The sequence below is a fragment of the Rhodoferax sp. BLA1 genome (genome assembly GCF_013416775.1).
Lineage (GTDB): Bacteria > Pseudomonadota > Gammaproteobacteria > Burkholderiales > Burkholderiaceae_C > Rhodoferax.
This window is the reverse complement of record NZ_SZVI01000013.1, coordinates 659,446-681,345: the sequence shown is the minus strand read 5'-3', so window position 1 is coordinate 681,345 and position 21,900 is coordinate 659,446. Positions and strand designations below refer to the sequence as shown.

Annotated in this window: 22 protein-coding genes; 5 read left to right on the top strand and 17 right to left on the bottom strand. The window is 60.4% G+C overall.

Going from position 1 to position 21,900, the window contains the following annotated elements; genetic code table 11:
- Window positions 1-13: 13 nt before the first annotated feature.
- Window positions 14-751, bottom strand: a complete 738-nt coding sequence (locus FDG13_RS18670; protein WP_180131985.1) for a phosphatase PAP2 family protein — start codon at window positions 749-751, stop codon at window positions 14-16.
- Between the two features lie 134 nt (window positions 752-885).
- Between FDG13_RS18670 and FDG13_RS18665 the strand changes: the two genes are divergently transcribed.
- A complete protein-coding gene (locus FDG13_RS18665; RefSeq protein ID WP_255435325.1) occupies window positions 886-2,550 on the top strand; it encodes a phosphoethanolamine transferase in 1,665 nt (554 codons plus the stop codon).
- 7 nt (window positions 2,551-2,557) lie between these two features.
- Here the strand turns inward: FDG13_RS18665 and FDG13_RS18660 are convergent, their stop codons facing one another.
- Window positions 2,558-3,172, bottom strand: a complete 615-nt coding sequence (locus tag FDG13_RS18660; RefSeq protein WP_370528267.1) for a YceH family protein — start codon at window positions 3,170-3,172, stop codon at window positions 2,558-2,560.
- 112 nt (window positions 3,173-3,284) lie between these two features.
- Between FDG13_RS18660 and purN the strand changes: the two genes are divergently transcribed.
- Window positions 3,285-3,875 carry a phosphoribosylglycinamide formyltransferase gene (purN, locus tag FDG13_RS18655; protein WP_180131981.1) on the top strand — a complete coding sequence of 197 codons (591 nt, stop codon included), beginning with the start codon at window positions 3,285-3,287 and terminating at the stop codon, window positions 3,873-3,875.
- A gap of 299 nt (window positions 3,876-4,174) precedes the next feature.
- A complete protein-coding gene (locus tag FDG13_RS18650) occupies window positions 4,175-5,038 on the top strand; it encodes a PEP-CTERM sorting domain-containing protein (RefSeq protein ID WP_180131979.1) in 864 nt (287 codons plus the stop codon).
- Between the two features lie 169 nt (window positions 5,039-5,207).
- Here the strand turns inward: FDG13_RS18650 and FDG13_RS18645 are convergent, their stop codons facing one another.
- Genes FDG13_RS18645 through FDG13_RS18630 form a run of 4 tightly spaced genes read right to left on the bottom strand, consistent with a single transcriptional unit; the run spans window position 5,208 to window position 9,922 of the window.
- Window positions 5,208-6,413 carry an ABC transporter permease gene (locus tag FDG13_RS18645; protein WP_180131977.1) on the bottom strand — a complete coding sequence of 402 codons (1,206 nt, stop codon included), beginning with the start codon at window positions 6,411-6,413 and terminating at the stop codon, window positions 5,208-5,210.
- Window positions 6,413-7,159 carry an ABC transporter ATP-binding protein gene (locus FDG13_RS18640; RefSeq protein WP_180131975.1) on the bottom strand — a complete coding sequence of 249 codons (747 nt, stop codon included), beginning with the start codon at window positions 7,157-7,159 and terminating at the stop codon, window positions 6,413-6,415. The genes FDG13_RS18645 and FDG13_RS18640 overlap by 1 nt, the downstream gene beginning before the upstream one ends.
- A complete protein-coding gene (locus FDG13_RS18635) occupies window positions 7,156-8,469 on the bottom strand; it encodes an efflux RND transporter periplasmic adaptor subunit (protein ID WP_180131972.1) in 1,314 nt (437 codons plus the stop codon). The genes FDG13_RS18640 and FDG13_RS18635 overlap by 4 nt, the downstream gene beginning before the upstream one ends.
- Before the next feature lie 49 nt (window positions 8,470-8,518).
- Window positions 8,519-9,922, bottom strand: a complete 1,404-nt coding sequence (locus FDG13_RS18630) for an efflux transporter outer membrane subunit (protein ID WP_180131970.1) — start codon at window positions 9,920-9,922, stop codon at window positions 8,519-8,521.
- Window positions 9,923-10,121: 199 nt separating this feature from the next.
- Here FDG13_RS18630 and FDG13_RS18625 point away from each other — a divergent pair, with 199 nt between their 5' ends.
- Complete coding sequence (locus tag FDG13_RS18625; protein ID WP_180131967.1) at window positions 10,122-11,393, top strand: RsmB/NOP family class I SAM-dependent RNA methyltransferase; 1,272 nt, start codon at window positions 10,122-10,124, stop codon at window positions 11,391-11,393.
- 129 nt (window positions 11,394-11,522) lie between these two features.
- Complete coding sequence (locus FDG13_RS18620) at window positions 11,523-12,656, top strand: fatty acid desaturase (RefSeq protein WP_180132581.1); 1,134 nt, start codon at window positions 11,523-11,525, stop codon at window positions 12,654-12,656.
- Window positions 12,657-13,077: 421 nt separating this feature from the next.
- Here FDG13_RS18620 and FDG13_RS18615 read toward each other — a convergent pair whose 3' ends face one another.
- The 11 genes from FDG13_RS18615 to FDG13_RS18565 all read right to left on the bottom strand — a co-directional run bounded on the left by FDG13_RS18615 (window position 13,078) and on the right by FDG13_RS18565 (window position 21,899).
- Window positions 13,078-13,698 carry a phage virion morphogenesis protein gene (locus tag FDG13_RS18615; protein ID WP_180131965.1) on the bottom strand — a complete coding sequence of 207 codons (621 nt, stop codon included), beginning with the start codon at window positions 13,696-13,698 and terminating at the stop codon, window positions 13,078-13,080.
- 87 nt (window positions 13,699-13,785) lie between these two features.
- A complete protein-coding gene (locus FDG13_RS18610; protein WP_180131962.1) occupies window positions 13,786-15,090 on the bottom strand; it encodes a PBECR2 nuclease fold domain-containing protein in 1,305 nt (434 codons plus the stop codon).
- Window positions 15,083-15,592: a DNA N-6-adenine-methyltransferase gene (locus FDG13_RS18605; RefSeq protein WP_180131960.1), complete on the bottom strand. Its 510-nt coding sequence runs from the start codon at window positions 15,590-15,592 to the stop codon at window positions 15,083-15,085. The genes FDG13_RS18610 and FDG13_RS18605 overlap by 8 nt, the downstream gene beginning before the upstream one ends.
- The gene (locus FDG13_RS18600) at window positions 15,589-17,148 is read right to left on the bottom strand and encodes a DUF935 domain-containing protein (protein WP_180131958.1); all 1,560 of its coding nucleotides are present in this window, start codon (window positions 17,146-17,148) and stop codon (window positions 15,589-15,591) included. Before FDG13_RS18600 ends, FDG13_RS18605 begins: the two co-directional genes overlap by 4 nt.
- Entirely contained in the window at window positions 17,138-18,898 is a 1,761-nt protein-coding gene (gene terL, locus FDG13_RS18595; protein ID WP_255435324.1) for a phage terminase large subunit, read from the bottom strand. The genes FDG13_RS18600 and terL overlap by 11 nt, the downstream gene beginning before the upstream one ends.
- A complete protein-coding gene (locus FDG13_RS18590) occupies window positions 18,888-19,388 on the bottom strand; it encodes a DUF1804 family protein (protein WP_180131955.1) in 501 nt (166 codons plus the stop codon). The genes terL and FDG13_RS18590 overlap by 11 nt, the downstream gene beginning before the upstream one ends.
- A gap of 9 nt (window positions 19,389-19,397) precedes the next feature.
- Window positions 19,398-19,772 (bottom strand): hypothetical protein, encoded by a 375-nt coding sequence (locus tag FDG13_RS18585; protein ID WP_180131953.1) that lies wholly within the window; start codon window positions 19,770-19,772, stop codon window positions 19,398-19,400.
- Window positions 19,773-19,827: 55 nt separating this feature from the next.
- Window positions 19,828-20,364, bottom strand: coding sequence for a hypothetical protein (locus FDG13_RS18580; protein WP_180131951.1), 537 nt, complete (start codon window positions 20,362-20,364; stop codon window positions 19,828-19,830).
- The gene (locus tag FDG13_RS18575; RefSeq protein WP_180131948.1) at window positions 20,364-20,957 is read right to left on the bottom strand and encodes an N-acetylmuramoyl-L-alanine amidase; all 594 of its coding nucleotides are present in this window, start codon (window positions 20,955-20,957) and stop codon (window positions 20,364-20,366) included. The genes FDG13_RS18580 and FDG13_RS18575 overlap by 1 nt, the downstream gene beginning before the upstream one ends.
- Window position 20,958: 1 nt before the next feature.
- The gene (locus FDG13_RS18570) at window positions 20,959-21,312 is read right to left on the bottom strand and encodes a putative holin (protein ID WP_218942789.1); all 354 of its coding nucleotides are present in this window, start codon (window positions 21,310-21,312) and stop codon (window positions 20,959-20,961) included.
- A 125-nt stretch (window positions 21,313-21,437) separates the two neighbouring features.
- Window positions 21,438-21,899: a zinc ribbon domain-containing protein gene (locus FDG13_RS18565; protein ID WP_180131945.1), complete on the bottom strand. Its 462-nt coding sequence runs from the start codon at window positions 21,897-21,899 to the stop codon at window positions 21,438-21,440.
- Window position 21,900 lies beyond the last annotated feature (1 nt).

Here is a 21,900-nt window from a genome sequence, read left to right as displayed (position 1 = left end):
TGGGGCGGCGAGATTAAGGCTGCCTTAAGAAAGTTTTTTGAGGGAAAGCGCGACAGATCAGGTGGTTGAGCAGGGCCACTGTCCAGCAGATCAGGGCGGTCCACAGGCTGTGGCTCGGGTAATGGGCGCCGCGCAGGGTTTGGGTGGTTCCTAGCACGATCCCGGCCAGAAGCACACCGGCCAGACACCACCAGCCGGTGTGGCGGTGTGTGGTGCGCTCAGAGGCCAGCAGACTCAGTGGCACGGCCAAAAATGCGAATGCTGCAGAGGCATGACCGCCCGGGAAACACTTGCCCGGACCACCATCGGGCAGCCCCCAGGCCCAGTGTGAGCGGTACGCGGCCACCCCACCAAACTGCTGCAGGTCCCAGGGACAACTGCTCAGGCTGTGGTGTTTGAGGGTGCTGATCAGCAGCAAGGCCAGTAGGGTGCCCAGCAGCATCTCGGCACGTTGGCGGCGCGGCAACTGTCTGAAAAGCCCGATGGGTCGCCAGACCATCAGCGCCAGACCTGCCAGCACACCCCAAGCCAACAGACGCGCGCCATCGTGCAGAACGGCTTCCAGCCACCAGTTGTGTTGCAGTGCAAAGCCGTGTGAGGACCCGAGTTGGGCCATCACCCACAGGTCCAGCCCTGAGGCATCCCACAACAGGGTCAGGGCCAGTCCGATCAGACTGATGGGCCAGAGTGGGCTGGCTCGTTTGGTTTGGCTGGATGGGCGAGCGGGTGGGTGCTTGGCAAATGGGTACATGGCCGCTATTGCAGCCCCTTTGGGTTAAGCCAGGCTTAAAACCAGGGTGGTGCTGGTTCGGTGAAGGGCTTTCTTAAGCTGGACTTAATCCAGCTCTTTCAGAATGCCTGTAACAACCCTCCACACAGGCTTTTATGACCCTCACCTTGACCCGCCGCACACCTTGGCACCCTGTTTTACTGATACTTACCCTGGCACTGTGGCTGGCCACAGCGGGCAACCTGCCGCTGTGGCGTGTCATCTGGCAGCTGCCCGAAACCCAGGGCTGGCATGCTGTGTTGACGGTGAGCACACTGGTGCTGGCGGTGATGGCATTCACGGTGGCGGTCTTGTGTTTGCTGGTGTGGCCACGCTGGCTCAAGCCGGTGGCTTTGGTGCTGTTGGCGCTGGCGGCGTCGAGCAGCTATTTCATGCAAAGTTACGGGGTGGTGATCGACGCCAGCATGATTGCCAACGTGGTCAACACCAACACCTCGGAGGCCCTGGATCTGTTGTCCTGGTCGATGTTATGGACGCTGTGCCTGGGCCTGGTGTTGCCCGGGCTGTGGTTATGGCGCCAACCTGTGCGACCCGTGGGCAGCAGGCGCCTGCTGGGGCAGCAGTTGGGGACCATGGTCTTGGCCTTGGTGCTGGCCGTGGTCTTGCTGTGGCTGTCGTTTCAGGATGTGGCTTCGCTGATGCGCAACCACAAGTCCCTGCGTTACATGATCAACCCGTTCAACACCGTGTATGCCTTGGTTCGCCATGGGGTCGGTCAGGCCGAGCGTTCCCAACAGGTGTTGCAGGCGCTCGGTGAGGACGCCCATGTGGTGCTGCCGGTTGGCAAGCCCGGCGCTGCGCCGTTGATTGTGCTGGTGGTGGGTGAAACCGCGCGTGCTGACAACTTTGGCCTGGGCAGTTATGCCCGCGACACCACGCCCGAGTTGCGCCAGTTGCAAGGGGAAGGTGACTTGGTGTACTACAGCCAGGTCAGTTCCTGCGGCACCAACACCGAAACATCGGTGCCCTGCATGTTCTCGCACCTGGTGCGCAAAAATTATGTGGGCAACGGTGCGCGTTATGAAAACCTGCTGGACATCCTGCAGCATGCCGGGCTGGCCGTGCTCTGGCTGGACAACCAGTCGGGCTGCAAAGGTGTCTGTGACCGGGTGCCCCATGCTGACACCCATGAACAGCAGGGAGGCGCCCTCTGCGACGGGGATGAATGCCTGGATGAAGCGTTACTGCGCCTGCTGCCTGCTCAACTGGCGCAACTGGACCCGGCCAAACGCGCCCGTGGCACCGTGGTGGTGTTGCACCAGATGGGCAGCCATGGGCCGGCCTATTTCAAGCGTTCCACACCGGCTTTGAAGGCGTTTTTGCCGGAGTGCAACAGCAATGCCTTGCAGGACTGCCCGACACAACAGCTGGTCAACGCCTACGACAACTCCCTGCGTTACACCGACCACTTTCTGGCGCAAACCATCCACTGGTTACAGACCCAAGCCCCCGACCAGCCGACCGCCTTGATGTATGTCTCTGACCACGGTGAATCACTGGGCGAAAAGGGTTTGTACCTGCATGGCATGCCCTACGCCCTGGCGCCGCAGGAGCAGACCCATGTGCCGATGCTGATGTGGTTTTCCAAAGCCCTGCAGCAGGAGCGTGGCCTGCAAATGGCTTGCGCCCAGGCCCAGGCCAGCAAACCCTGGTCACACGACAACCTGTTTCACACCGTGCTGGATCTCTCGGGCGTACAAACCCGGGTCGCCCAGGCCAAGCTCGACATGCTATCTGCGTGTGAGCACAAGCTTTTATAGCGTTTGATCAATCCGCTGTGGGGGTGGTTGCCATCCCCAGCTCCGCACACAGCCGGTTGACTGTGGCCCGCAGGTCGGCCACCTCGGCCTCCAGGCGTGCCACACGTTCCAGTGCCAGGCCCTCGGTCTGACGTGCTGAGCCCGCGCTGGCCCACAAAGCCTCATCCACCGGCCCACACAGCAGATGCGCCCAGCGTTGTTCCCGCGCGCCCGGGGCCTTGGCCAGTTTCACCACCAGCGGGCCACCTTTTTCGGCGGGGCGGTCCTGCAGTTCTTCCAGAAAACCCTCCACCGAGGAGATGTCGGCAAACTTGTACCAGCGCTCGCTGTTCAGGCGCAACTCGGCGGCGGTTTGTGGGCCGCGCAGCATCAGCAGGCCTAGCAGCACCGCCGACTGTTCAGGCACACCCAGGCCACGCTGGGCGTTGTGCTCAAAACGGGTGACCCGGCTGCCACTATTTTCTCGCACCAGCTGGTGTTCTTTGAGGCTGCTGACCGCGTCGGCCACCTCGGCCTCGCTCAGGTTCATGAGCGGGTCGCGGCTGCTTTTCTGGTTGCAACCGAGCATCAGCGAGTTGAGCGACAGCGGGTAACTGTCGGGCACGGTGCGGGCTTTCTCCATCAAGGTGCCGAGCACACGTGCCTCGGTCGGGGTGAGCAGGACAGCAGGCGCAGGTGGGGTGACCGGTGCGCTGCCAAAGGGGGGAGGGGTCAAAGTCATAATTCAGCCAAGTATGAAAAACATCGTTATTTTGATCTCAGGCGGCGGCTCCAACATGTTGGCCATCCTTAAAGCCGCACAGCGCGAGCACTGGGCCACCCAGTATCAGGCCCAGGTGGCGGCGGTGATCAGCAACAAAGCCAGCGCGGGTGGGCTGGCTCTGGCACGATCGCATGGCGTGGCCACCGAGGTGCTTGACCACACCAGCTTTGCCAGCCGCGAGGACTTTGATGCGGCGCTGATGCAGCGTATCGACAGCTACGCCACCCCCGGCAACACGCCGCTGGTGCTGCTGGCGGGCTTCATGCGAATTCTGACGCCTGGGTTTGTCAACCACTATGCCGGGCGGCTGGTCAACATCCACCCCTCGCTGCTGCCCGCTTTTGCCGGGCTAAACACCCACCAGCGCGCGATTGATGCGGGCTGCCAGGTGGCCGGTGCCACGGTGCATTTGGTGACCCCCGAGCTGGACCACGGCCCGATCCTGGCGCAAGCGGTGGTGCCGGTGTTGCCGGGGGACAGTGCGGACACACTGGCGGCACGGGTGCTCACGCAGGAACACCTGATCTACCCACGGGCGGTGGTGAAGTTGCTACAAGAATAGTAGTTCTTTGCGAGTATTGCTTTTGTGCAGCATGCTTAGCCACTTGACGCTCCGGCTCACAGTAATTCTGTTTCAGACATTTGATGGGTGTTTTTTTTGTCGAAGAATTTGACAGTTGGCGTCTTGGTCTTCAGCATGTAGGGTGCCCCATTTGTTGTAACTTGTTGATCTGGATTGGATTTACCACGGGTTGAAGGTTCGTGGCTTAAAAAGTGCTTTGTCCTTCAATGTGGTGTGGTTAATAGCATTGTTTACACCACATCATGTGTGAATCAACAACTTGCAGGGAACTACTCAACATGTCAAAACAACTCACATGTCGCGCCATCAGTGCGACGATCACCACACTGGCCGCTGCGGTCATTTGGTCGCCAACTGCATCAGCGGATGTCATTTTTTCTAATCTTCCAACCGTTTTACCAGGCAATCAGGCCAGCATTGGCTACCAAGCTACTGGCACATCTGAGATGGGTGACCATATTCAGTTTGCCGGTGGCGCGCGCAATCTGACTTCGGCCACTGTGACGATGAGCAATTGGGCGCTTGCGTCCACTTACAGCTCCAGTGCTTCGGGCTATGAAAAAACGCTGACTTTTAACATATACCAATATTTGGATGACACCGGTCCTGGCCCACTGATCGCTAGTAAAACCATCACTACGCTGATTCCGTGGAGACCTGAGGCTGATGGCGTAAATTGTTCAGGTACAACGCGGTGGTACTCGGTGCAGGATAAGCAGTGTTACAACGGGTTGGGTTTCAATGTCACGTTTGACTTTTCCGGACTTGGCGTAGTACTTCCTGACGATATCGTTTTTGGATTGGCGTTCAACACACAGAGTTACGGCGCAAATCCAACCGGTACTGGCGGGCCATCCAACTCTTTGAACTATGCCCTTGTTGGCGATCCAAACGACCCTATAACCGCAGAGCCCTCCACTGGCACAGATGTTGATCCAGACAGCTGGTTCTGGAAGACTGCGAACGGTGGCAAATGGCTAACAAATGAGGACAATGCCAATAAATTTGCTCCTGATGCAGGCTGGTCGGGCTGGGGCACTCCGGCAGTCGCTTTTGAGGCAGTTCCTGAGCCCACAGCGCTGTCACTTTTTGGTCTTGCTTTGGCTGGTTTGGCGATATCACGCCGACGCAAGTTGCTTTGATCATCTCCACCTTGATTGCGGCACCTTCTGGTGCCGTTTTTACGTCTGCTCAGGGTATCCAGGCTGACGTTGAACTGTCATGTTTTCCGACAGCTCAACCGTTTTCATACTAAAAAGTGCTTCCATCCCTTATGAAATATCGGTGTATAGCTATCAATATCGAAACGCTTCATTCGTGCCGAAGCGCCTCGATCGGGTCTAACCGGGCTGCGCGGCGGGCCGGCACGTAGCCAAATAAGACCCCAATCGCCGCTGAAAACACGAAGGACAGCAGGTTGACGCCCACGTTGAAGACGTAAGGCACATCCATCAGTCGCGCCAACCCGATGGAAGCACCTGTGGCCAGCACAATGCCGATCAGCCCACCCAGGGCGGACAGAACCACCGCTTCTATCAAAAACTGCAGCAGCACCTCGCCCTCCAGCGCGCCAATCGCCAGGCGCAGGCCGATCTCGCGGGTGCGCTCGGTCACACTCACCAGCATGATGTTCATGATGCCGATGCCACCCACCAGCAGGCTCACGGCCGCCACCGCACCCAGCAGCATGGTCATCACCTTGGTGGTGCTGGCAAAAGTCTCGCCGAGTTGTTTGGTGTCAAGCACATTGAAGTTGTCTTCATCGGCCTCGGCCAGTTTGCGCCGCTCGCGCAGCAGCTCGGTCAGGGTGGCTTTGACGCGTTCGGGGTCGGCGCCGTCCACCATCGACACCAGCAAGGTGTTGATACGCAGGTTGCCGGTGATGCGCCTCTGCAGCGTGTGCAAGGGCACCAGCACCACATCGTCCTGGTCGTTGCCAAAAGCACCCTGGCCCTTGGACGCGAGCACACCAATGACCTCGCAGGTGATCTGTTTGACCCGGATGAAGGCGCCCAGCGCGCTGTTGCCGGAAAACAGCTCGCGTTGGATCGTTTGGCCCACCAGACAGACCGAGGCGCCGCCGCGTTCTTCGTCGTCGCTGAAGCTGCGACCCTCGCTGAGTTTCCAGTTGCCGGTGACCAGCCAGTCGTTGGTGCTGCCAATCACGCTGCTGCCCCAGTTGCGCCCGTCGGCGACGATGGTGGCCGAGGTACGGCCCTCAGCGGCCACCGCCAACAGGCCGCTGACCTGGCTGCGGATGGCGATGGCATCCGCCTCGCGGAACGACGGTGCACCACCGCCTCCGGGTGAGCCCATGCGCTGGCCGGGCCGGATTTGCAGCAGGTTGGTGCCCAGCCCGGCGATCTGGTTCTGCACCGACAGGGTGGCGCCGTTGCCCACGGTGACCATGGTGATCACCGCGCTGACACCAATCACAATGCCCAGGATCGTCAAAAACGAGCGCATCAGGTTGCGCCGGATCGAGCGCAGCGCCAGCAACAAGGTGTTGAGCCACATCAGATGCTCTCCTCGGTCTGGGTGACAGTCGTTTCGGTCAGTGCCAGCGGATGCGGGTTGCGCACATCACTGGCCACCAGACCGTCGACAAAACGCACGATGCGTTTAGCGTAGTCGGCCATATCGCTCTCATGGGTGACCATCAGCACGGTGATGCCGTGGTCCACATTGAGCTTCCAGAGCAGGTGCATGATCTCGTGGCTGCGTTTCGTATCCAGGTTGCCGGTGGGTTCGTCGGCCAGCAACACGGCGGGCTCGGTGACGATGGCGCGGGCAATCGCCACGCGTTGTTGTTGACCGCCCGAGAGTTCCGCCGGCGTGTGGTGCTCCCAACCCGCCAGGCCGACCGAGGCCAGCGCCTTTTTGGCGGCGGCATGGCGCTTTTGGGCGGGTTCACCCCGGTACAACAGCGGCAGTTCGACGTTTTCTTGTGCTGAGGTGCGCGCCAGCAGGTTAAAACCCTGGAACACAAAACCCAGGTAGTTCCGCCGCAACAACGCGCGCTGGTCGCGCGAGAGGTGTTCCACATGCACACCGTTGAAGATGTACTCGCCCGAGGTGGGTGTGTCCAGGCAACCAAGGGTGTTCATCGCGGTGGATTTGCCTGAGCCGCTGGGGCCCATGATGGCCACAAAATCACCCGCCTCGATGGCCAGGTCCACCCCTTTGAGGGCGAGCAGGGCGGTGGCGCCCTGGCCGTAGACCTTGGTCACCTGTTTGAGCTGGATCAGCGGCTCGCTGCTCATGGTTTTTTGGCGCTGGCGTTGCTGCGTTGTTCGGTGATCACCGCCAAACCTTCGGTGAGGGCACCATCGGTGATCTCGGTCATACGACCGTCGCTGATGCCGGGGGTGACCGTCACCGCCTCGGGCACACCGTCACGCAGCACCCACACCTGTTTGGTCGCGCCGCCCGAGACACTTTTGCTGCGCCCCGGTGGCATACGCGGCATCATGCTCGACATGATGCCACCACCCGATTTGGCCGCTGCTGTGTTGGTCTTGGCCGGGTTAAAACGCAGCGCGGTGTTGGGCACCAGCAGCACCCCCTTGCGTTCAACCGCGGTGATGGTGCTGGTGGCGGTCATGCCTGGGCGCAGGCTCAGGTCGGCGTTGGCCACATCGAGCTGGGTCACATAGGTGACCACGTTGTCGGTGATGGTTGAGCCATAGGACACCGTGGTGATGGTGGCCGGAAAACGCCGCGTTGGGAAGGCGCTCACCGTGAAGCTGGCTTTTTGCCCGACCTTGACCCGGCCCACATCGGCCTCATCCACATTCACTTTCAACTGCAGCTGGCTCAAATCTTCGGCAATGGTGAACAGGGTCACCGCTTGCAGCGAGGCCGCCACCGCATTGCCCGGGTCGACACTGCGGGTCAGCACCACACCGTTGATCGGTGAGCGGATCGAGGCTTTGGACAGGTTGGTCTCATCGGTGGATAACGAGGCACGGGCCGAGTCGACACTGGCGCTGGCACTCAGTTCGGCGGCCACGGCGCGCTCCATGCCCGCACGCGCGGTGTCGAGTTCGGTGGCCGAGGGCACTTTGCCACCCGACAGCCGGGCCACTTCTTCGAGCCGGGCCAGGCTGGCGCGGTTTTCCTTGACGGTGGCCGTGGCCTGGGCCAGTTGCGCCTGCGCCACCGCCAGTGCGGCGCGTGAACGAGTCACCTGGTCACCCAGCTTGGCGGTGTCGAGCTCGACCAGCACCTGGCCCTGTTTGACCCGGTCGTTGATGTCCACCAGCACGCGGCGCACGGTGCCCGAGAGTTCACTGCCAATGCTGACCGAACGTGTGGGTTGCAGGGTGCCGTTGGCGGTGACGTTGAGCGTCAGGTTGCCTTTGGTGACTGGCTCGGTGATGTAACTGGGTGCCGCATTTTTTTGCTGATTGAGGCTCCAAGCCCAATAACCGCCTGCCCCTGCAGCTATCAATACAACAGCAGCCCAGAGGCTGCGGCGCTTCCACCAGGTCGGTTTGGGTTTGGCGGCCAGCAAGGCCTGCAGCGCGTTGGGCTGGGGTGTGGTTGGGGTGGGGGAGATAGGGGTGTTCATATCGGTGCAGATAGGGGATCAGATTCGGCGGCCTGGGGTTCGCGCAGTGTCAGGGCTGTGTCTGCCAGCCGCCACCCAGCGCCTTGACCAGTCGGACATGGTCGGCGCCCAGGGTTGCCTGTTGGTTGGCCACACTGTCCTGGGTGCTGAGCAGGGTGCGCTGGGTTTGCAGCACGGTCTGGAAGTCGATCAGGCCGCTGGCAAAGCGGTTTTGCGCCAGCAGGTCGGCGTTGCGCGCAGCGGTCGCGGCCTGTTGTAACAAGACCAGCCGCTCGCGGTCATTTTTGAGGGCCATCAATGCGTCTTCCACTTCTTTGAGGGCGGTCAACACCGTGTTCTGGTAGCTCGCTCGGGCCTGCTCCAGTGCGGCTTCCTGCGCCAGCACCCGGCTTTTGGCGGCACCGCCGTCGATCAGCGGCACCGAGACCGAGCCCAACAGGCTGCTGACCAGCGTGGCGCCATTGCCCAGGCCCGCCAGGGTCAGCGCGCTTAATGACAGCGAACCGCCCAGCTTGAAGCTGGGGTAACGCGCGGCATCTGCCGCATCCACCCGAGCCAGTGCGGCGCGGATGCGGTACTCGGCGGCACGCACATCGGAGCGCTGGCGCAGGGTCTCGGCGGGAATCTGTTGGGTCATTGTGCTGTTGGCTTGGGGCACAGCACGCTCTGGCAGCAGCAGGGCATCCAGATCCAGCGGACGTTGGCCGGTCAACACCGCCAGGCTGTGGCGGGTCTGGGCCAGGCTGGTCAACAGTGAAGGGATTTGCGCGGCGGTCTGCGCGGCGGCGGTTTGCGCCTGCTCCACCTCAAGCGAGGTCACCAGACCGGCCTGAGACCGCCACTGGGTGATCTGCAGGGTTTGTTGCTGGCTGGCCAGGTTGTTCTGGGCAATGGTCAGCTGGCTCTGGGTGCCACGCAACTGCAAGTAAGCCAGCGCTACCTCGGCCGTGATGCTGACCTGCACATCGCGCAGGCTGGCTTGGGAGGCGAGTGCGTCGGCCTCGCTGGCCCGGATGCTGCTGCGGTTGGCACCAAAAATATCAACTTCCCATCCGGCGTCCAGGCCTGCCTTGAAACTGTTGCTGGCGTCGTTGCCCTCAGATTTGCTGCGTTGGCCCGAGCCCGACAGGTTCACATTGGGGCCCGCCGTGGCCACACTCACGTCACGCAGGGCGCGCGCTTGCTGCAAGGCCGCTTGCGCCGAGCGGATGCTGGTGTTGGCCTGCAAAGCCTGGTTCACCAGTTGGCTCAACAAGGGGTCGTGAAAATCGTCCCACCAGGCGCTGAGCTGCTGGGTCGTTGCGCTGCTTGCCTCCCAAACCGGCTCTGGTGAATCAGGAGTTGTGCTCAGATTGGCGCATCCGGCCAATGCCAGGCAGGTGGTCAGTGTGAGCAACAGGCTGGGGCGGGCAGACGGGCAGAAGCGGGCGGTGCGAAGCGGTGTGGGGTGCATCAAAAAGGGATGTGTGGGTGGCAGGCGGAGCCGGACGGGCGGATTGTGCGACATCTTGATGAAAGCTTGGTCTCAGAGCAGTGAAGCTGTGTAAAGTTCCCGCTGGGGCCTACCGCCACCGGCTTGACAAGGCGTGATCTGCGGGTGATATGGCGGCTTTGCACCGCTTGACAGTGGCTCATGGGACAATGCGCGCCCTATGCATCCAAAAGCCCTGCTTGACGCCTGTTCTGAACTGGTGCGTCTCACCCTCAAATTTGATCACCCGGCGGACGCCATTGTGTCGCGCTTTTTCCGCGACCACCGCGGTCTGGGGCCGCGTGAGCGAGCCACCCTGGCCGAAACCGTCTACACGGTACTGCGCAAAAAAAACCTGTTTGACCATTTCGCGCCTTCGGGCAGTGGCCCCAAAGAGCGGCGCCTGGCGATTCTGGGCTTTTACGGCCCGGGCGACTTCCTGCGCAGCGCCCTGAGTGATCAAGAAATCAACTGGCTCGACCAGTGTGAAAAGATCCAGCCACAAGATCTGATGGATCGCCACCGTCACAACCTGCCCGAGTGGTTGGTGCAGCCGCTCAAGGACCAGCTCGGTGACGGTTTCTGGCCGCTGGTGGAGAGTTTTAACAAAGGCGCCGGGCTTGATCTGCGCGTCAACACCTTCAAGGCCAAACGGACCGATGTGCAAAAAGCGCTGGCCGAATCCGGCATCAAGGCGCTGCCCACACCGTACTCCCCCTGGGGCCTGCGTATTTCGGGCAAACCAGCGCTGAACAAACACCCTGCCTTTGTGGCTGGCGACTTCGAAGTGCAGGACGAAGGCTCGCAACTGCTGGCGATGCTGCTGGACGCCAAACGCGGCGAGATGGTGGTCGATTTTTGCGCCGGTGCCGGTGGCAAGACGCTGGCGATTGGTGCGGCCATGCGCAGCACCGGTCGGCTGTATGCGTTTGACACCTCGGCCGGGCGGCTGGATGCCTTCAAGTCGCGCCTCGCCCGCAGTGGGCTGTCCAATGTGCACCCGGCTGCCATTGCGCACGAGCGTGACGACCGCGTCAAACGCCTGTCAGGCAAGATCGACCGGGTGCTGGTGGATGCACCCTGCACCGGCATGGGCACGCTGCGACGCAACCCGGACCTCAAATGGCGCCAGGACATGAAGGCCGTCGACGAGATGGCGGTCAAACAGACGGCCATTTTGCAAAGCGCCGCACGCTTGGTGAAGTCCGGTGGCCGCTTGGTCTATGCCACCTGCAGCGTGTTGCCGCAGGAAAACGAGGTCATTGCCCAAGCATTCTCCGAGGCCAACAAGGACTTTGAACCGCTGGATGTGGGTGAAGTGTTGACCCAGCTTAAAGTCGAGCAAGCGGCTACCTTGTGCAGCGGTGGGGACAACGGCCAGCGGTATCTGCGCCTGTGGCCTCACCAGCACCAGACCGACGGCTTTTTTGCCGCAGTCTGGCAGCGTAAATAAGCCGCGCTGTCGCAACCCGGTGCCAGTGATCCACTGGTAGCGCGGGATATTTATAAAGAGGGACAAAGCTTGACGACTTTTTTGCTCGATTGGGCCAGTGTGGGCCTGTGGGACATCAGTGCCTGGGCCATGGTGCTTTTCACGCTGGTGATGACCCACATCACCATGATTTGCGTCACCATCTTTTTGCACCGGCACCAGGCGCACCGCGCGCTGGATTTGCACCCGGTGGCCTCGCATTTTTTCCGCTTCTGGCTCTGGCTGACCACCGGGCAGGTCACCAAGGAATGGGCGGCCATCCACCGCAAACACCACGCCAAGTGTGAGCAGAGCGACGACCCGCACAGCCCCCAGGTGTATGGCATCCGCACCGTGCTGCTGCAAGGTTACGAGCTGTACCGCAAGGAAGCACGCAACCTCGACACCCTGGCGCGTTATGGCCACGGCACACCCGACGACTGGCTGGAGCGCAACGTCTACAGCCGGTTTTCGTCGGCCGGTGTGATCCTGATGCTGCTGATTGATCTGACTTTGTTTGGTGCGGCCGGGTTAGCCGTGTGGGCGGTGCAGATGATGTGGACCCCGGTGATGGCGGCCGGCATCATCAATGGCGCGGCGCACTACTGGGGTTACCGCAACTTTGAGGCGCCCGACGCCAGCACCAACATCTCGCCCTGGGGTGTGCTGATTGCGGGTGAGGAGTTGCACAACAACCACCATACCTACCCGACCTCGGCCAAGCTGTCGGTCAAGCCTTATGAGTTTGACATCGGCTGGATGTACATCAGCCTGCTGCAGCGCCTGCACCTGGCCAAGGTCAAAAAGACGCCGCCCCGGCTGGCGCTGGGCAGCGTGCGGCCCGTGGCGGACGAACAAACGCTGGAGGCGCTGATCCACAACCGCTTCGAGCTGATGGCGCGTTACGCCCAGGGCATGCGCAGCGCGTTCAAGCAGGAGGTCAAAGCCCTGCGCGCGCGCCAGGCCGATGCCAGCATGATCCGCGCCGCCAAAAGCTGGTTGCACCGCGATGCCGAGAAGATCCCTGCGGCGATGGCCGCGCAGCTGGCGGCAGCCCGTGCGGCCTCGCCGGTGCTCGACAAAATGGTGGTGATGCGGGAAGAGCTGCGCCAGATGTGGCTCAACCGTTTGCACACGCGCGAGCAACTTGCCACCGAACTGCAGGCCTGGTGCCAGCGCGCCGAGGCCAGCGGCATTGCGGCCTTGCAAGAGTTTTCAAAAAAGCTGCGCGCCGTGCAAGCCTGAGGCTGCTGCAAAAATAAGCAAGGAAATAGCCTTCTGGCCCTTTTTCTTGTTGGGTAGAATGCTTCTCTATTCATAGCGTCCATTGGTCCTCTGATCTGAGTCACCCCGCCCATGCACCCTCCGCACCAGGGCTGTGTGTCCTGCGGTCAGTGCCGCATGTCATACTGGGGTTAACCCTTGGATGCAGTAGGGGGGTACGGGAAATAGGATGAAAGTGGGTGGGTCAAAATGAACGTAAACCCGCGTGGCATATAGAAAAATTGGGATTTGAGGAAAACTCTGAATTCAGGACAGTTTCGGGGTATTTCTGGGGGTTCTGAGGGGATAAATTGCGGGAAATTCGGTTTGGGTGTGCGGAATTTCCCGTACATGGGGCCTTCAATTGAGCCTCAAGCGTTCTTTAAACGGGCTTTGAAGAACGCTACTTACTGCTGGCCTGTTGGGCCACATGCGTGATGTGATCGGATACGACCTCACTCACAACGTCGCGATCAGAATCGGGGAAGCCGACCAGCTGCCGGGCTGGTACACCGGGATGCATCACACGCTTTCTGACCAGGCCACCAAAAGCCAGAGCTTTGGCCGCCTTGGGCCGAATTTCGTAACTTGCACCTTTGGGGCCATGTGTGCCGGTGCCGAAGTGGTGCCACGCGGCCTTGCGTTGATCCATGGTGCTGATGATCACCTCGGAGCCATTGGCTCGGTAGTAGAAGCGCAACAAATCACCGCGATCAAGCAGGATCCGTTTACCGGCCATGATCTTTTGGGCAGCTCTGAAGTCGGAACGTGCACCGTCGCGCTTGCCTGCCACTCGGGTGATTTGATGCTGCCGCCGCTCAACAATTGCATGCACCGTAGACTTTGCCAGTGGCGTCCAGCTGGAGCCGTCCGGCGCTTGGCCCACATCGTGGCGCTGCTGGTTTAGGCGTAGCACAGTCGCGCCAATGGTGCCCATCAAGGCGTGGGGCCGCTTCACCGTGCCATTGATGGCACGTAGGGTTGCATACAGATGACCTGCTTGGACATCGGCGGTGAATTGCATATACTTGCCCTGTGGTGAGGTCAGACGGCGCGAAAGTGCTACTGCACAGTATCCGAATCACACTCGCGGCCCTCTTGAGGGCCGTGTTTATTTCTTGCCATATACCAGCCTGCCAACGCGTAATTTTTCAAAGTAGCGCAGGCGGGCTTCGTTGTTTTTGGGGCTGGCGGTGAAGGTTGTGGCGCCGGTCCAGCCTTTGTCGCTCCATTCAAAAATGGCAATGCCGTATTCTTTGGAGTCGTCGATCTCAAACGACCGCAGGTAACGGCGTTTAAGACGCCAGCGGCCTGTTTCCTTGCCTTCTGGCGTGGCGTCTTTGACCCACTCCCACCAGATTTCGTCCGGCTGCGCCAACGTCATGGCCAGCAGGTTGATGTTCTCCAGGCGCTTGGCCTTGTCGGGCGCGGATAGCCACTTGAAGTTGTCGCCGCCCTTGTCCTGGCCTGAGACAAACAGGGATTTGCTGACGGCCAAGGCAGTGTCTGCCGCGTCAAAAAACACAGAACCTTTGTCGAGCGTGGCATCAAAAACAGACAGGAAGTCGGTGACCGCCTGGATGGGGGGCGTGTCTGCAGGCAGGCGCACGCTGCCAGGCACTCGGGTGGGGGTGGGCAACGCTGGGCGCTGCACACCAGTTGGCCATGGTGTGGCGCGTTCTTTCAGCACCGCTTCGTAACCGGTGAGTGGCGGCACGCTGTGCGGATCCAGGTAGGCGCGGCCTGGGTTGTGGGCAAAGCCAGGGTCTATGCCTTTTGGGGTGCGCACGGTGCGCGGGTTGCTGCCGTTCTTGCCAACGGTGACCTCCTCCCACTCAATCACCGGTTCGGAATCTGGGCCGGTTTTACCGGCGGCTTTCCAAAGCGCCTCGGCTTGGGATTGGGTCAGGCTGTCAGTGCGGCACTTGCAGCCGTAGCCATTGGGTGTGTAGTGGGTGATCCACCAGTCGGACGTGATGGGCAAGATTGTGCCGTTCCATGCCTGGTGCCAGGGGCGCGGATGCTCCAGGCTGGTGTGCACGTATTTCAGATACGGCATCTCGTCACGTAGGGCCCATTGCTGTTGCCAGCGGCCCGAGTTGTAGGCCGCCTGCATGTTGGTGTCGTAGATCACCCGGCTGCGCCACCCTGGTGAGCCGTTGTGGGCCCACTTGTTTTTGGCGACGATGCTGTCGAATTCGCTTTGAAAGGCGGCGTAGCCGGTGCCCTTTTCCTTGGCTGTCAGCAATGCGTTGTAAAAGTCGGTGACTAAGGCATCGGTTTGGCCTCCGGCCACGACAAACGCCAGGCTGTGCTGCTCCTGCCAGACATCGGTATAGCCGGAGGTCGGCAGCTTGATTTTCTTCTTGAAAAAATCAATGGCCTCGGAGAAAGGGAGCTGCGCCGGGTCAGTCATTCACTGCTCTCGGAATAAACACACCAAAGCTTTCCATTTTTTTAAGCGCTAGAACGCACTCATTTCCAAATGCAAACAGCACGGTACCGGCGCCGCATCGGCTTTTTTTATGCTGATTTTCACGGCCTGGGACAAACTCAATCCGACCTCTCACAAATAACATCGCATCAGCAAATTGCATCGCAATTTGACACCAGCGCGCGTCGGTACGGCTAAAAACCAACGCGATGCCATTTCCATGATTTACCATTCTTTCCATCCACTTGGGAGTCTCTGGACCATAAGGTGGGTTGAGCCAAACACGCCCTGACCATGGGCTGTTTAGCCCATCATCAAAAACGGTGTATTTCTTCAGGGCTGGCACTGCGGACTCCATGTCATGGGGACTTGCTGGGTCCAGATCAAATGTGATGTCCAGCGCTTCAAAGATCCATGAAGGCGTGTACCACTCGACACTCTTGTGAGTAGATACCTGGCGCACCTCACCGAACATGCCACTCATACGCTGGCCTTCCCCGCCAGATTCGCAGTGGCCAGGCCCAGGGCGATGGTTTCGGCCAGGGCCTTGGGTCTGGTGGTGATGGCGAGTTGCTCCAGGGCTTCGATGGCTTCGTCGTAGCCACCGGCATCAGCCACCAGGGCGGCGATCTGCTGGACCATGGCTTGCTCATGTGGTGCGGCCAGGGCTGTGAGCTGGGCAATGTAGGCGGGCATGGGGTCGGCCTCGCCGCTGTCTTTGGCCTTGTTGTTGGCCAGCGCCACCAGGCGTGTCAGTGCGGCACCTGCGCCGCCAGCGTTGCCCCTGGTCGACCCTTTGAGCAGGGTTGCACCTTCTGCAGCTTTGGGGATCTGCAGGGCCTGGTGGGCAAATGACACGTCAATATCCAGCCCCATGTCAGCGGCCTTGCTGAGCACCTCGACCATCATTTTTTGGTCGACGGTTTCAGCTGTGTCAAAGGCAAAGCCGGGCATCCGGTCTGGCGTGAACATGCCGTTGTAAGAGGCCATTGGCGTGAGCCACTGCTGGCCAATGGTGGGCTCCAGTTGGCGAACGTCATGCAGCATGATCTCGCGGCGAACCTTGTCATGCACCACGCCCAGCGCGTTGGTCGCTGTTTTGCCGTCGGCCTGGCTGGTGAGTGTGCCGCCCAGGATGGCCATGCTCTGCTTGCGCTCCCAGTAAAGGATGGCGCTCAGAAAGTCGTCAATGGTGCCGCTCTTCATGGCTTGCACAAATTCGATACTCATAGTATCAGGCACCACGCCTGCACCGTCAGAGCCGATGTTTCGCACAGCCTTCAACAAGGTGGCTTGCTGGTCTTTGCCAATGCCAGAAGGGAACCTGCCAAGCCTCAGGGGCATGCCGTATTTCTCCAGGAACTTCTGCATGTCCATGGTGTTGTAGGCCTTGTAGGCATACGTCCAGGCCAGCACCCGAAACAGCGCGGCCTGTTCGATGTAGCCGCTTTTGCTGCGGTGTTCGTGCACCACCCACCCCGACGGTCGTAAGGGCTCGGGTATGCCGTTTTTGAGGTACAGCATCTGGCCAGTGGTGCGCTCAATACGCATCAGCCGCTGGGGCACCCAGTGCATGGCCTTGGGTGTCCACTCTGCACCCAGCCGCCACTCAATCTCCAAGGCTGCAAAGCCTTTGCCAATGCCATCGGTCAGGTCATACAGCGCATCTTCAACGCGCGGAATGGCGCGGAACATGTCGGTGAGTTCTTTGCACCTGTCCAGCTCGCTTTGTGGCGCATCGTCCTTTGGGTGCAGCTGCCAGCCCAGGCCAGTGACGGCCCGGCGGCGCTTGGCCAGCTCACTGAAGATGTGCGGGTCATGCTCTTCAATCAACTCAAACAGCGTGGCCTGGTGGGTGATGTCGCCCTGGTCGGCCGCTGCAAAGGCGTTGGCCAGGCGAGCTGGATCCAGCGTTTGCACCGACATGTAATTGAGCGCCCCATCCTGGCCTGCGCGGGGCCCCGCCTGGGTGTTGGTGTCTGGTTTGCCAAAGCCAGGCAGCTTGGCAGCCAGCGCGGCCAGAGTGGATTTAATCGTCATCGTCGTCCCATCCAGAATCGTTTGAAAAGCCTCCACGGCCCGTGTTGCGGCGCTGACCGCGTGATGAGCCTGCGCCGGTGTAGCTCCACTCCCCGCCGTATTGGCGGGAGATGTTCCACAACATCTCCAGCGCATCCGGCCCTTCGTCGTGGTCGGCTTCGGGCCAGAATTTCACATGCTCAATCAGCGTGGTTTGTGAGCGGTGCAGCCGAATTTGGCCGTTGTTGGTGTACGGCTGCAGCGACAAGATGGCCAGGTCTTTAATACGCCCAGTTGGCCCAGGCACACCTGGGAAGGCGATGCCAGCCAGCGCCGCACGCTTGATCAGCTCGGTGTGTAAGAACTCTTGAAACGCCACCGTTTCCACCTGCCAGGCCAGGCAGTTGTATTCACGCTGCAGCTCAATGGCACGCATGATGATGATGTCGGGCACGCGGCGGGCAATCTCGGCCTCTACCACGTCCAGAACCATCGTCTCTCGGTTGAGGCCACCCACCAAAATAGCCGATGGGTCGCGCGATTTGGCCTGCTTGCCCATGGATGGGTCGATGGCGCCAAAAAACAGCCAGTCGGCACGCCGGTCTATCCAGAAATGCAAGGTTTTGAACGGCGCACTGTCGTCATTGCCCGCCTCGTTCTGATATTCCTGGTTAAACGAGTCGTGGTTGGTGGCGCGGATGCACATCAGCCGGTACAGCGGGCGCACCTGGGGCCAGCTCACCACGGCGCCCGCATCCATAGCGGCTTTGTTGGCCTCGTAAAAGGCCTTTGCAGCGGCTTCAAACTCGACTTTTTCTTCATCGGTGCCGGTGCTGGTGTACAGCGCCTCCCAGCGCTCCCACAGGGCCATGTCATCGGGCCATTGCATGATGGCCTTGAACACACGCCTACGCCAACCAGGCGCACGGCTCACCCGGTTGATGGCCGCGTCATAGTGCAGGCTGGTGCCGGGCCAGAACACATCCATGCCACCCTGTGGCGGGGCCAAGCCCAACACGGCCGACAGCACAAAGTTTTGCGTCTTGGTGCGCTGCGCTGGCTGCTTGACCTGTTCATCATTCTCCAGATCATCCAGAAAAATCAGGTCAGGCCGGTAGGGGCCATGCTTCATACCGCGCAGCTTTTTGCCTGTGCCACCAATGCGCAATTTAATGTTGTTGGCGGTCAGAACCGTGGTAGCCTGCCACACGCGGCCCTGGCCCACGGCCTCGGGGAAGTCTTGCGCCAGGCGGGGGTTGCTGTCCAACTCGGCCTTGATGCTCTCCAGCATCTCGGCGGCCTGCTCTTCGGTGTTCATGACAATGCCGATCAGGTGCTTGCGCGCCTTTTTGGCAATGCCATGTTTGGAGCCGTGTTTGTCCAGCCAATTGGCCCGGCAAATGCACCACAAGCTGCCAAGCTGGGTCTCGTAGGTGGACTTTGCCTCGCCACGGGGGGCCTGGTGCACTTCACGCCCATCGGCAGCGCCGTCTATGACCTTGGGCAGGCGTTCAAAAATGAACTGCTGAAACAGCGAAAAGTGCGGCGTGGGCACATAGTGTGGAAAGTACGTCTGGCAAAAAAACTGGTAGTCCAGCATTGCCCGTTCGCGCCTGGCCTGGCTGGCCTCGGGGTCAGTGGGAAAGGCCTCGCACTCCAGCTCAATCGTCTGGCGCAGCTCTTCACCCAGCTTGGCCAGCTCGCGCTCAAATTCGCGCCAGGTGCGCACGTCCTGGATGTCCAGCGGCTCGTCCCACTCATCATTTGCCATAGCGTTTACCCAGCACGGCGCCGATGCCGTCGATGTGCGGCTGCAAGGCGCGCAGGCCAGCAGGGTCATTGACCTTGAGGTACTCAATGATGGTCTTGAGCGTGTCCAACGCCACAGACAGGCCGCTGTACTGTGGATTGAGTCGGCTGAAAGACTTGCTGAACTTGCTGTATGCATCGGCCAGCTGGGCCAGCATCTGAGCCTTGTCGGCGGCCTGGATGGTTTTGGAGCCCTCCAGCTCGCGGGTGGTCACAATGACTTGTCGGGCAAAGTCCTCTACCAGCTGCTTGTTTAGGTCATCAATGCCCTGGTCGCTGACCCGGTAGGCGGCGCGGGCGGTGTCCCAGTTGTCGCCCTTGGCACGGGCTTTGGCCGACCAGTCGCGGGCCGTGTCGTAGCTCACGCCACAAGTGGCCGCTGCGCCAGACAGAGGCAAGCCCTCAATGTAGAGCTGGCGAACACGGTCTCGGGTTTCTTGGCTGTGGGCCATGTGGGTGCCCTAATTGCCGATATGTTTGAAAGCTTCAACGGCACCGGCAATCAGCGCGCCAGAGATACCCCCGCCCATCGCGGACACCTTAGCCACCTTTTCAATCAGGCGCTTGTCTTCGGCCTCCAGGTCTTTCACACGCTTGTCGATACCGTCGACGCGGTGTTTGAAATGTTCACCCTGTTCGCGAATCTGGGTGGACAGCGCTTGCTCAGTGCGGTTCATACGCTCATTACCAGCCTGTTCCAGGCGTGCAATGTCGCGGCGGATGTCTTCAATGCGGGCGGTGGTGCCTTCGTGCATGGCGCGCACTTCGCCGGTGAGCTTGCCGATGCTGTGCATGATTTGCGACAAGTCGCTGGAAGTGGGGGTTTCTGGTGGCATTGCTTGGCACTCAAAGGTAGTTGGCTTGAAAAGCGGGGATGGGTACAGGTGGCCGTTACTTGGTGGCCTGGGGTTTTTGTATGCCTGCAAGCAAATCATCTTTGTCGCGGCTGCCCCGGCTGGACCCAAATTCAAATTGATGAGCGTCGCGCAGACACAAACCGAAGATGCTGGCAACGCTTGAGAGCAAGCCGACCACCTCGCCCGGGATGTCCTTGCGAAACAACGAAAGCACCACCAAACAGGCAATCAGACCGACCACGTCACACAGCACCATCAAATCGGCGCGCTTGTTGGTGCGCCCGGATGTAACGTAGGCAATGTCACGGGCCCGCGCGCTTTGGCGATCTGTCAGGTACGCCTTTTCCAGGTCTGTATCAGCAGCCAGCACAGCCAGGTTAAAGGCCTGGGCCAGCTCGGCCTTGGCGCGGATGGCAGCCAAAGCTTCTTGAGGGTCAGCGGCACCGGTCAAGTTCTGGGCGATGTCAACCACCTTTTGCGCGGTGTCTACCGAGCTGGAACCAGCGCCCATGTATTTCATGATGGACGGCGCAAACTGAGCCAGCGCCAGAGCTATGGAGATGGGGTCCATCAGACGGCACCTCCCAGCACGTTTTTGGCGGCAGGCGCCAGATTGGTCGACAGCCAGGCGCCAACGTCGAAGCCAGGGCAGGTTTTGAGCCACTCGACGGCAGTGACCTGGCCGTCTCCATTGGCATCGGGCGATAGATCGCGGTGCCCACAGACGCCGCCAGAGACTGTGTCCCCGTTGCGGGTGGGCAGCTTGAGCTGGATGGCGTAGGTGTCGGTCAGCTCGCGCACCACGTATGCCAAGGCCCGCCATTGGGCGGTTGTGTATTTGCCGTCGCGCTCGGTACCGCCGATCATGCAGATGCCGATGCTGTTGGCGTTGTGGCCTTGGGCGTGTGCCCCCACCTCGGCCACTGCGCGGCCACTGTGGATGGTGCCGTCCAGGTCAATCACGAAGTGGTAACCAATGGCCGACAGCTCCGGGTTCTGGGCCCGGCGGGCCTGGAAAGCACGGTGAAACCCGCGTGCCGAGTGCCACTCGTCAATGATCTGCACACAGTTTTTGAAGCCGGGCTGACCAGGCAGACCGCGCGTAAGTGGCCGCCCGGATGGCGTGGCAGAGCAGTGGATAACCAGCAGGTCAATCAAGCGCATGCTAGGCCCCCAGTGCCACGCAAATCAGGCAGGCTGCCACCACAATGGCGCGCCGTAGCGTAGCCTGTCCGAATGAGCCATATTGAAAGAACCCCGTGACATATTCACCGGGCAGTCCATCAGACTCGGTAGGGTCTTCTATCTCCTCAATTTCCCGGTACTTGTGGGGCCTGTCATAGGGGAAAAGCATCCGGTCAAGCCAGTAACCGCCCCAGCCGCCCAACGCCATCAAGTGCGCTTTGTAGAGGGTAATGGTCAGCAAACTGCCTGGCATAACCTGCTGCAACACCAGACACAAAACCAGCGCTGCCAAGCCCAGCACCAGGCACAACACCATTCGGGGAGAAGTAAACATACCAACGCTCCTAAAGCCCGGCATACGCCGAAAAGACACCGCGCGAAGATGCGGTGAACAGGCTTTAGTGTGTTGATTTAAGGCGCGTGGGAAACCGCGCGAAACGCTTCAGGGGGGTGCGTGGCTCAGTTGCTCGGTTGGAATAAAAACGTATGAACGGGCAGCCAAAACTTTTCGTTGGATGACTCCCAGGAACCCGTCACAAGGTTCGCGCGAAAAGTCTCCTTCTTGGCTGTGCTGCGCCAATAAATCACCATGCCAACACCGCCCAGAGCAGGACCAAAAATCGACGTAAACAATGAGGAAAACAAGATGGCCACCAGGATGCCAACCATGACGAGGTAGGCCACTGGGGAGTGGTACACGGACTCACCCCACACCTCTGCACCCTTACCCCAATATTGAAACCGCCGCTCTACAGTGAGCTTGTCCGCACTGCTCATTGCCTTTGCAACCACTGGATGCATCCAGCTATTCGGTGAGCCGCATTGCGGGCATGTTTCAGCCTGCGGGCCAATGAGGTGCTGGCAAGTCTGGCACGGGATTAACTGGGCGGGTTTTGCTATTTGCTGAGTGGACTCGTTCATC

Excerpts from the sequence above, each read along its gene's own strand:
- FDG13_RS18670 (WP_180131985.1), bottom strand. The coding sequence starts at position 751 with ATGTACCCATTTGCCAAGCACCCACCCGCTCGCCCATCCAGCCAAACC.
- FDG13_RS18665 (WP_255435325.1), top strand. The coding sequence starts at position 886 with ATGACCCTCACCTTGACCCGCCGCACACCTTGGCACCCTGTTTTACTG.
- FDG13_RS18660 (WP_370528267.1), bottom strand. The coding sequence starts at position 3,172 with ATGGAGAAAGCCCGCACCGTGCCCGACAGTTACCCGCTGTCGCTCAAC.
- purN (WP_180131981.1), top strand. The coding sequence starts at position 3,285 with ATGAAAAACATCGTTATTTTGATCTCAGGCGGCGGCTCCAACATGTTG.
- FDG13_RS18650 (WP_180131979.1), top strand. The coding sequence starts at position 4,175 with ATGTCAAAACAACTCACATGTCGCGCCATCAGTGCGACGATCACCACA.
- FDG13_RS18645 (WP_180131977.1), bottom strand. The coding sequence starts at position 6,413 with ATGTGGCTCAACACCTTGTTGCTGGCGCTGCGCTCGATCCGGCGCAAC.
- FDG13_RS18640 (WP_180131975.1), bottom strand. The coding sequence starts at position 7,159 with ATGAGCAGCGAGCCGCTGATCCAGCTCAAACAGGTGACCAAGGTCTAC.
- FDG13_RS18635 (WP_180131972.1), bottom strand. The coding sequence starts at position 8,469 with ATGAACACCCCTATCTCCCCCACCCCAACCACACCCCAGCCCAACGCG.
- FDG13_RS18630 (WP_180131970.1), bottom strand. The coding sequence starts at position 9,922 with ATGCACCCCACACCGCTTCGCACCGCCCGCTTCTGCCCGTCTGCCCGC.
- FDG13_RS18625 (WP_180131967.1), top strand. The coding sequence starts at position 10,122 with ATGCATCCAAAAGCCCTGCTTGACGCCTGTTCTGAACTGGTGCGTCTC.
- FDG13_RS18620 (WP_180132581.1), top strand. The coding sequence starts at position 11,523 with ATGGTGCTTTTCACGCTGGTGATGACCCACATCACCATGATTTGCGTC.
- FDG13_RS18615 (WP_180131965.1), bottom strand. The coding sequence starts at position 13,698 with ATGCAATTCACCGCCGATGTCCAAGCAGGTCATCTGTATGCAACCCTA.
- FDG13_RS18610 (WP_180131962.1), bottom strand. The coding sequence starts at position 15,090 with ATGACTGACCCGGCGCAGCTCCCTTTCTCCGAGGCCATTGATTTTTTC.
- FDG13_RS18605 (WP_180131960.1), bottom strand. The coding sequence starts at position 15,592 with ATGAGTGGCATGTTCGGTGAGGTGCGCCAGGTATCTACTCACAAGAGT.
- FDG13_RS18600 (WP_180131958.1), bottom strand. The coding sequence starts at position 17,148 with ATGACGATTAAATCCACTCTGGCCGCGCTGGCTGCCAAGCTGCCTGGC.
- terL (WP_255435324.1), bottom strand. The coding sequence starts at position 18,898 with ATGGCAAATGATGAGTGGGACGAGCCGCTGGACATCCAGGACGTGCGC.
- FDG13_RS18590 (WP_180131955.1), bottom strand. The coding sequence starts at position 19,388 with ATGGCCCACAGCCAAGAAACCCGAGACCGTGTTCGCCAGCTCTACATT.
- FDG13_RS18585 (WP_180131953.1), bottom strand. The coding sequence starts at position 19,772 with ATGCCACCAGAAACCCCCACTTCCAGCGACTTGTCGCAAATCATGCAC.
- FDG13_RS18580 (WP_180131951.1), bottom strand. The coding sequence starts at position 20,364 with ATGGACCCCATCTCCATAGCTCTGGCGCTGGCTCAGTTTGCGCCGTCC.
- FDG13_RS18575 (WP_180131948.1), bottom strand. The coding sequence starts at position 20,957 with ATGCGCTTGATTGACCTGCTGGTTATCCACTGCTCTGCCACGCCATCC.
- FDG13_RS18570 (WP_218942789.1), bottom strand. The coding sequence starts at position 21,312 with ATGTTTACTTCTCCCCGAATGGTGTTGTGCCTGGTGCTGGGCTTGGCA.
- FDG13_RS18565 (WP_180131945.1), bottom strand. The coding sequence starts at position 21,899 with ATGAACGAGTCCACTCAGCAAATAGCAAAACCCGCCCAGTTAATCCCG.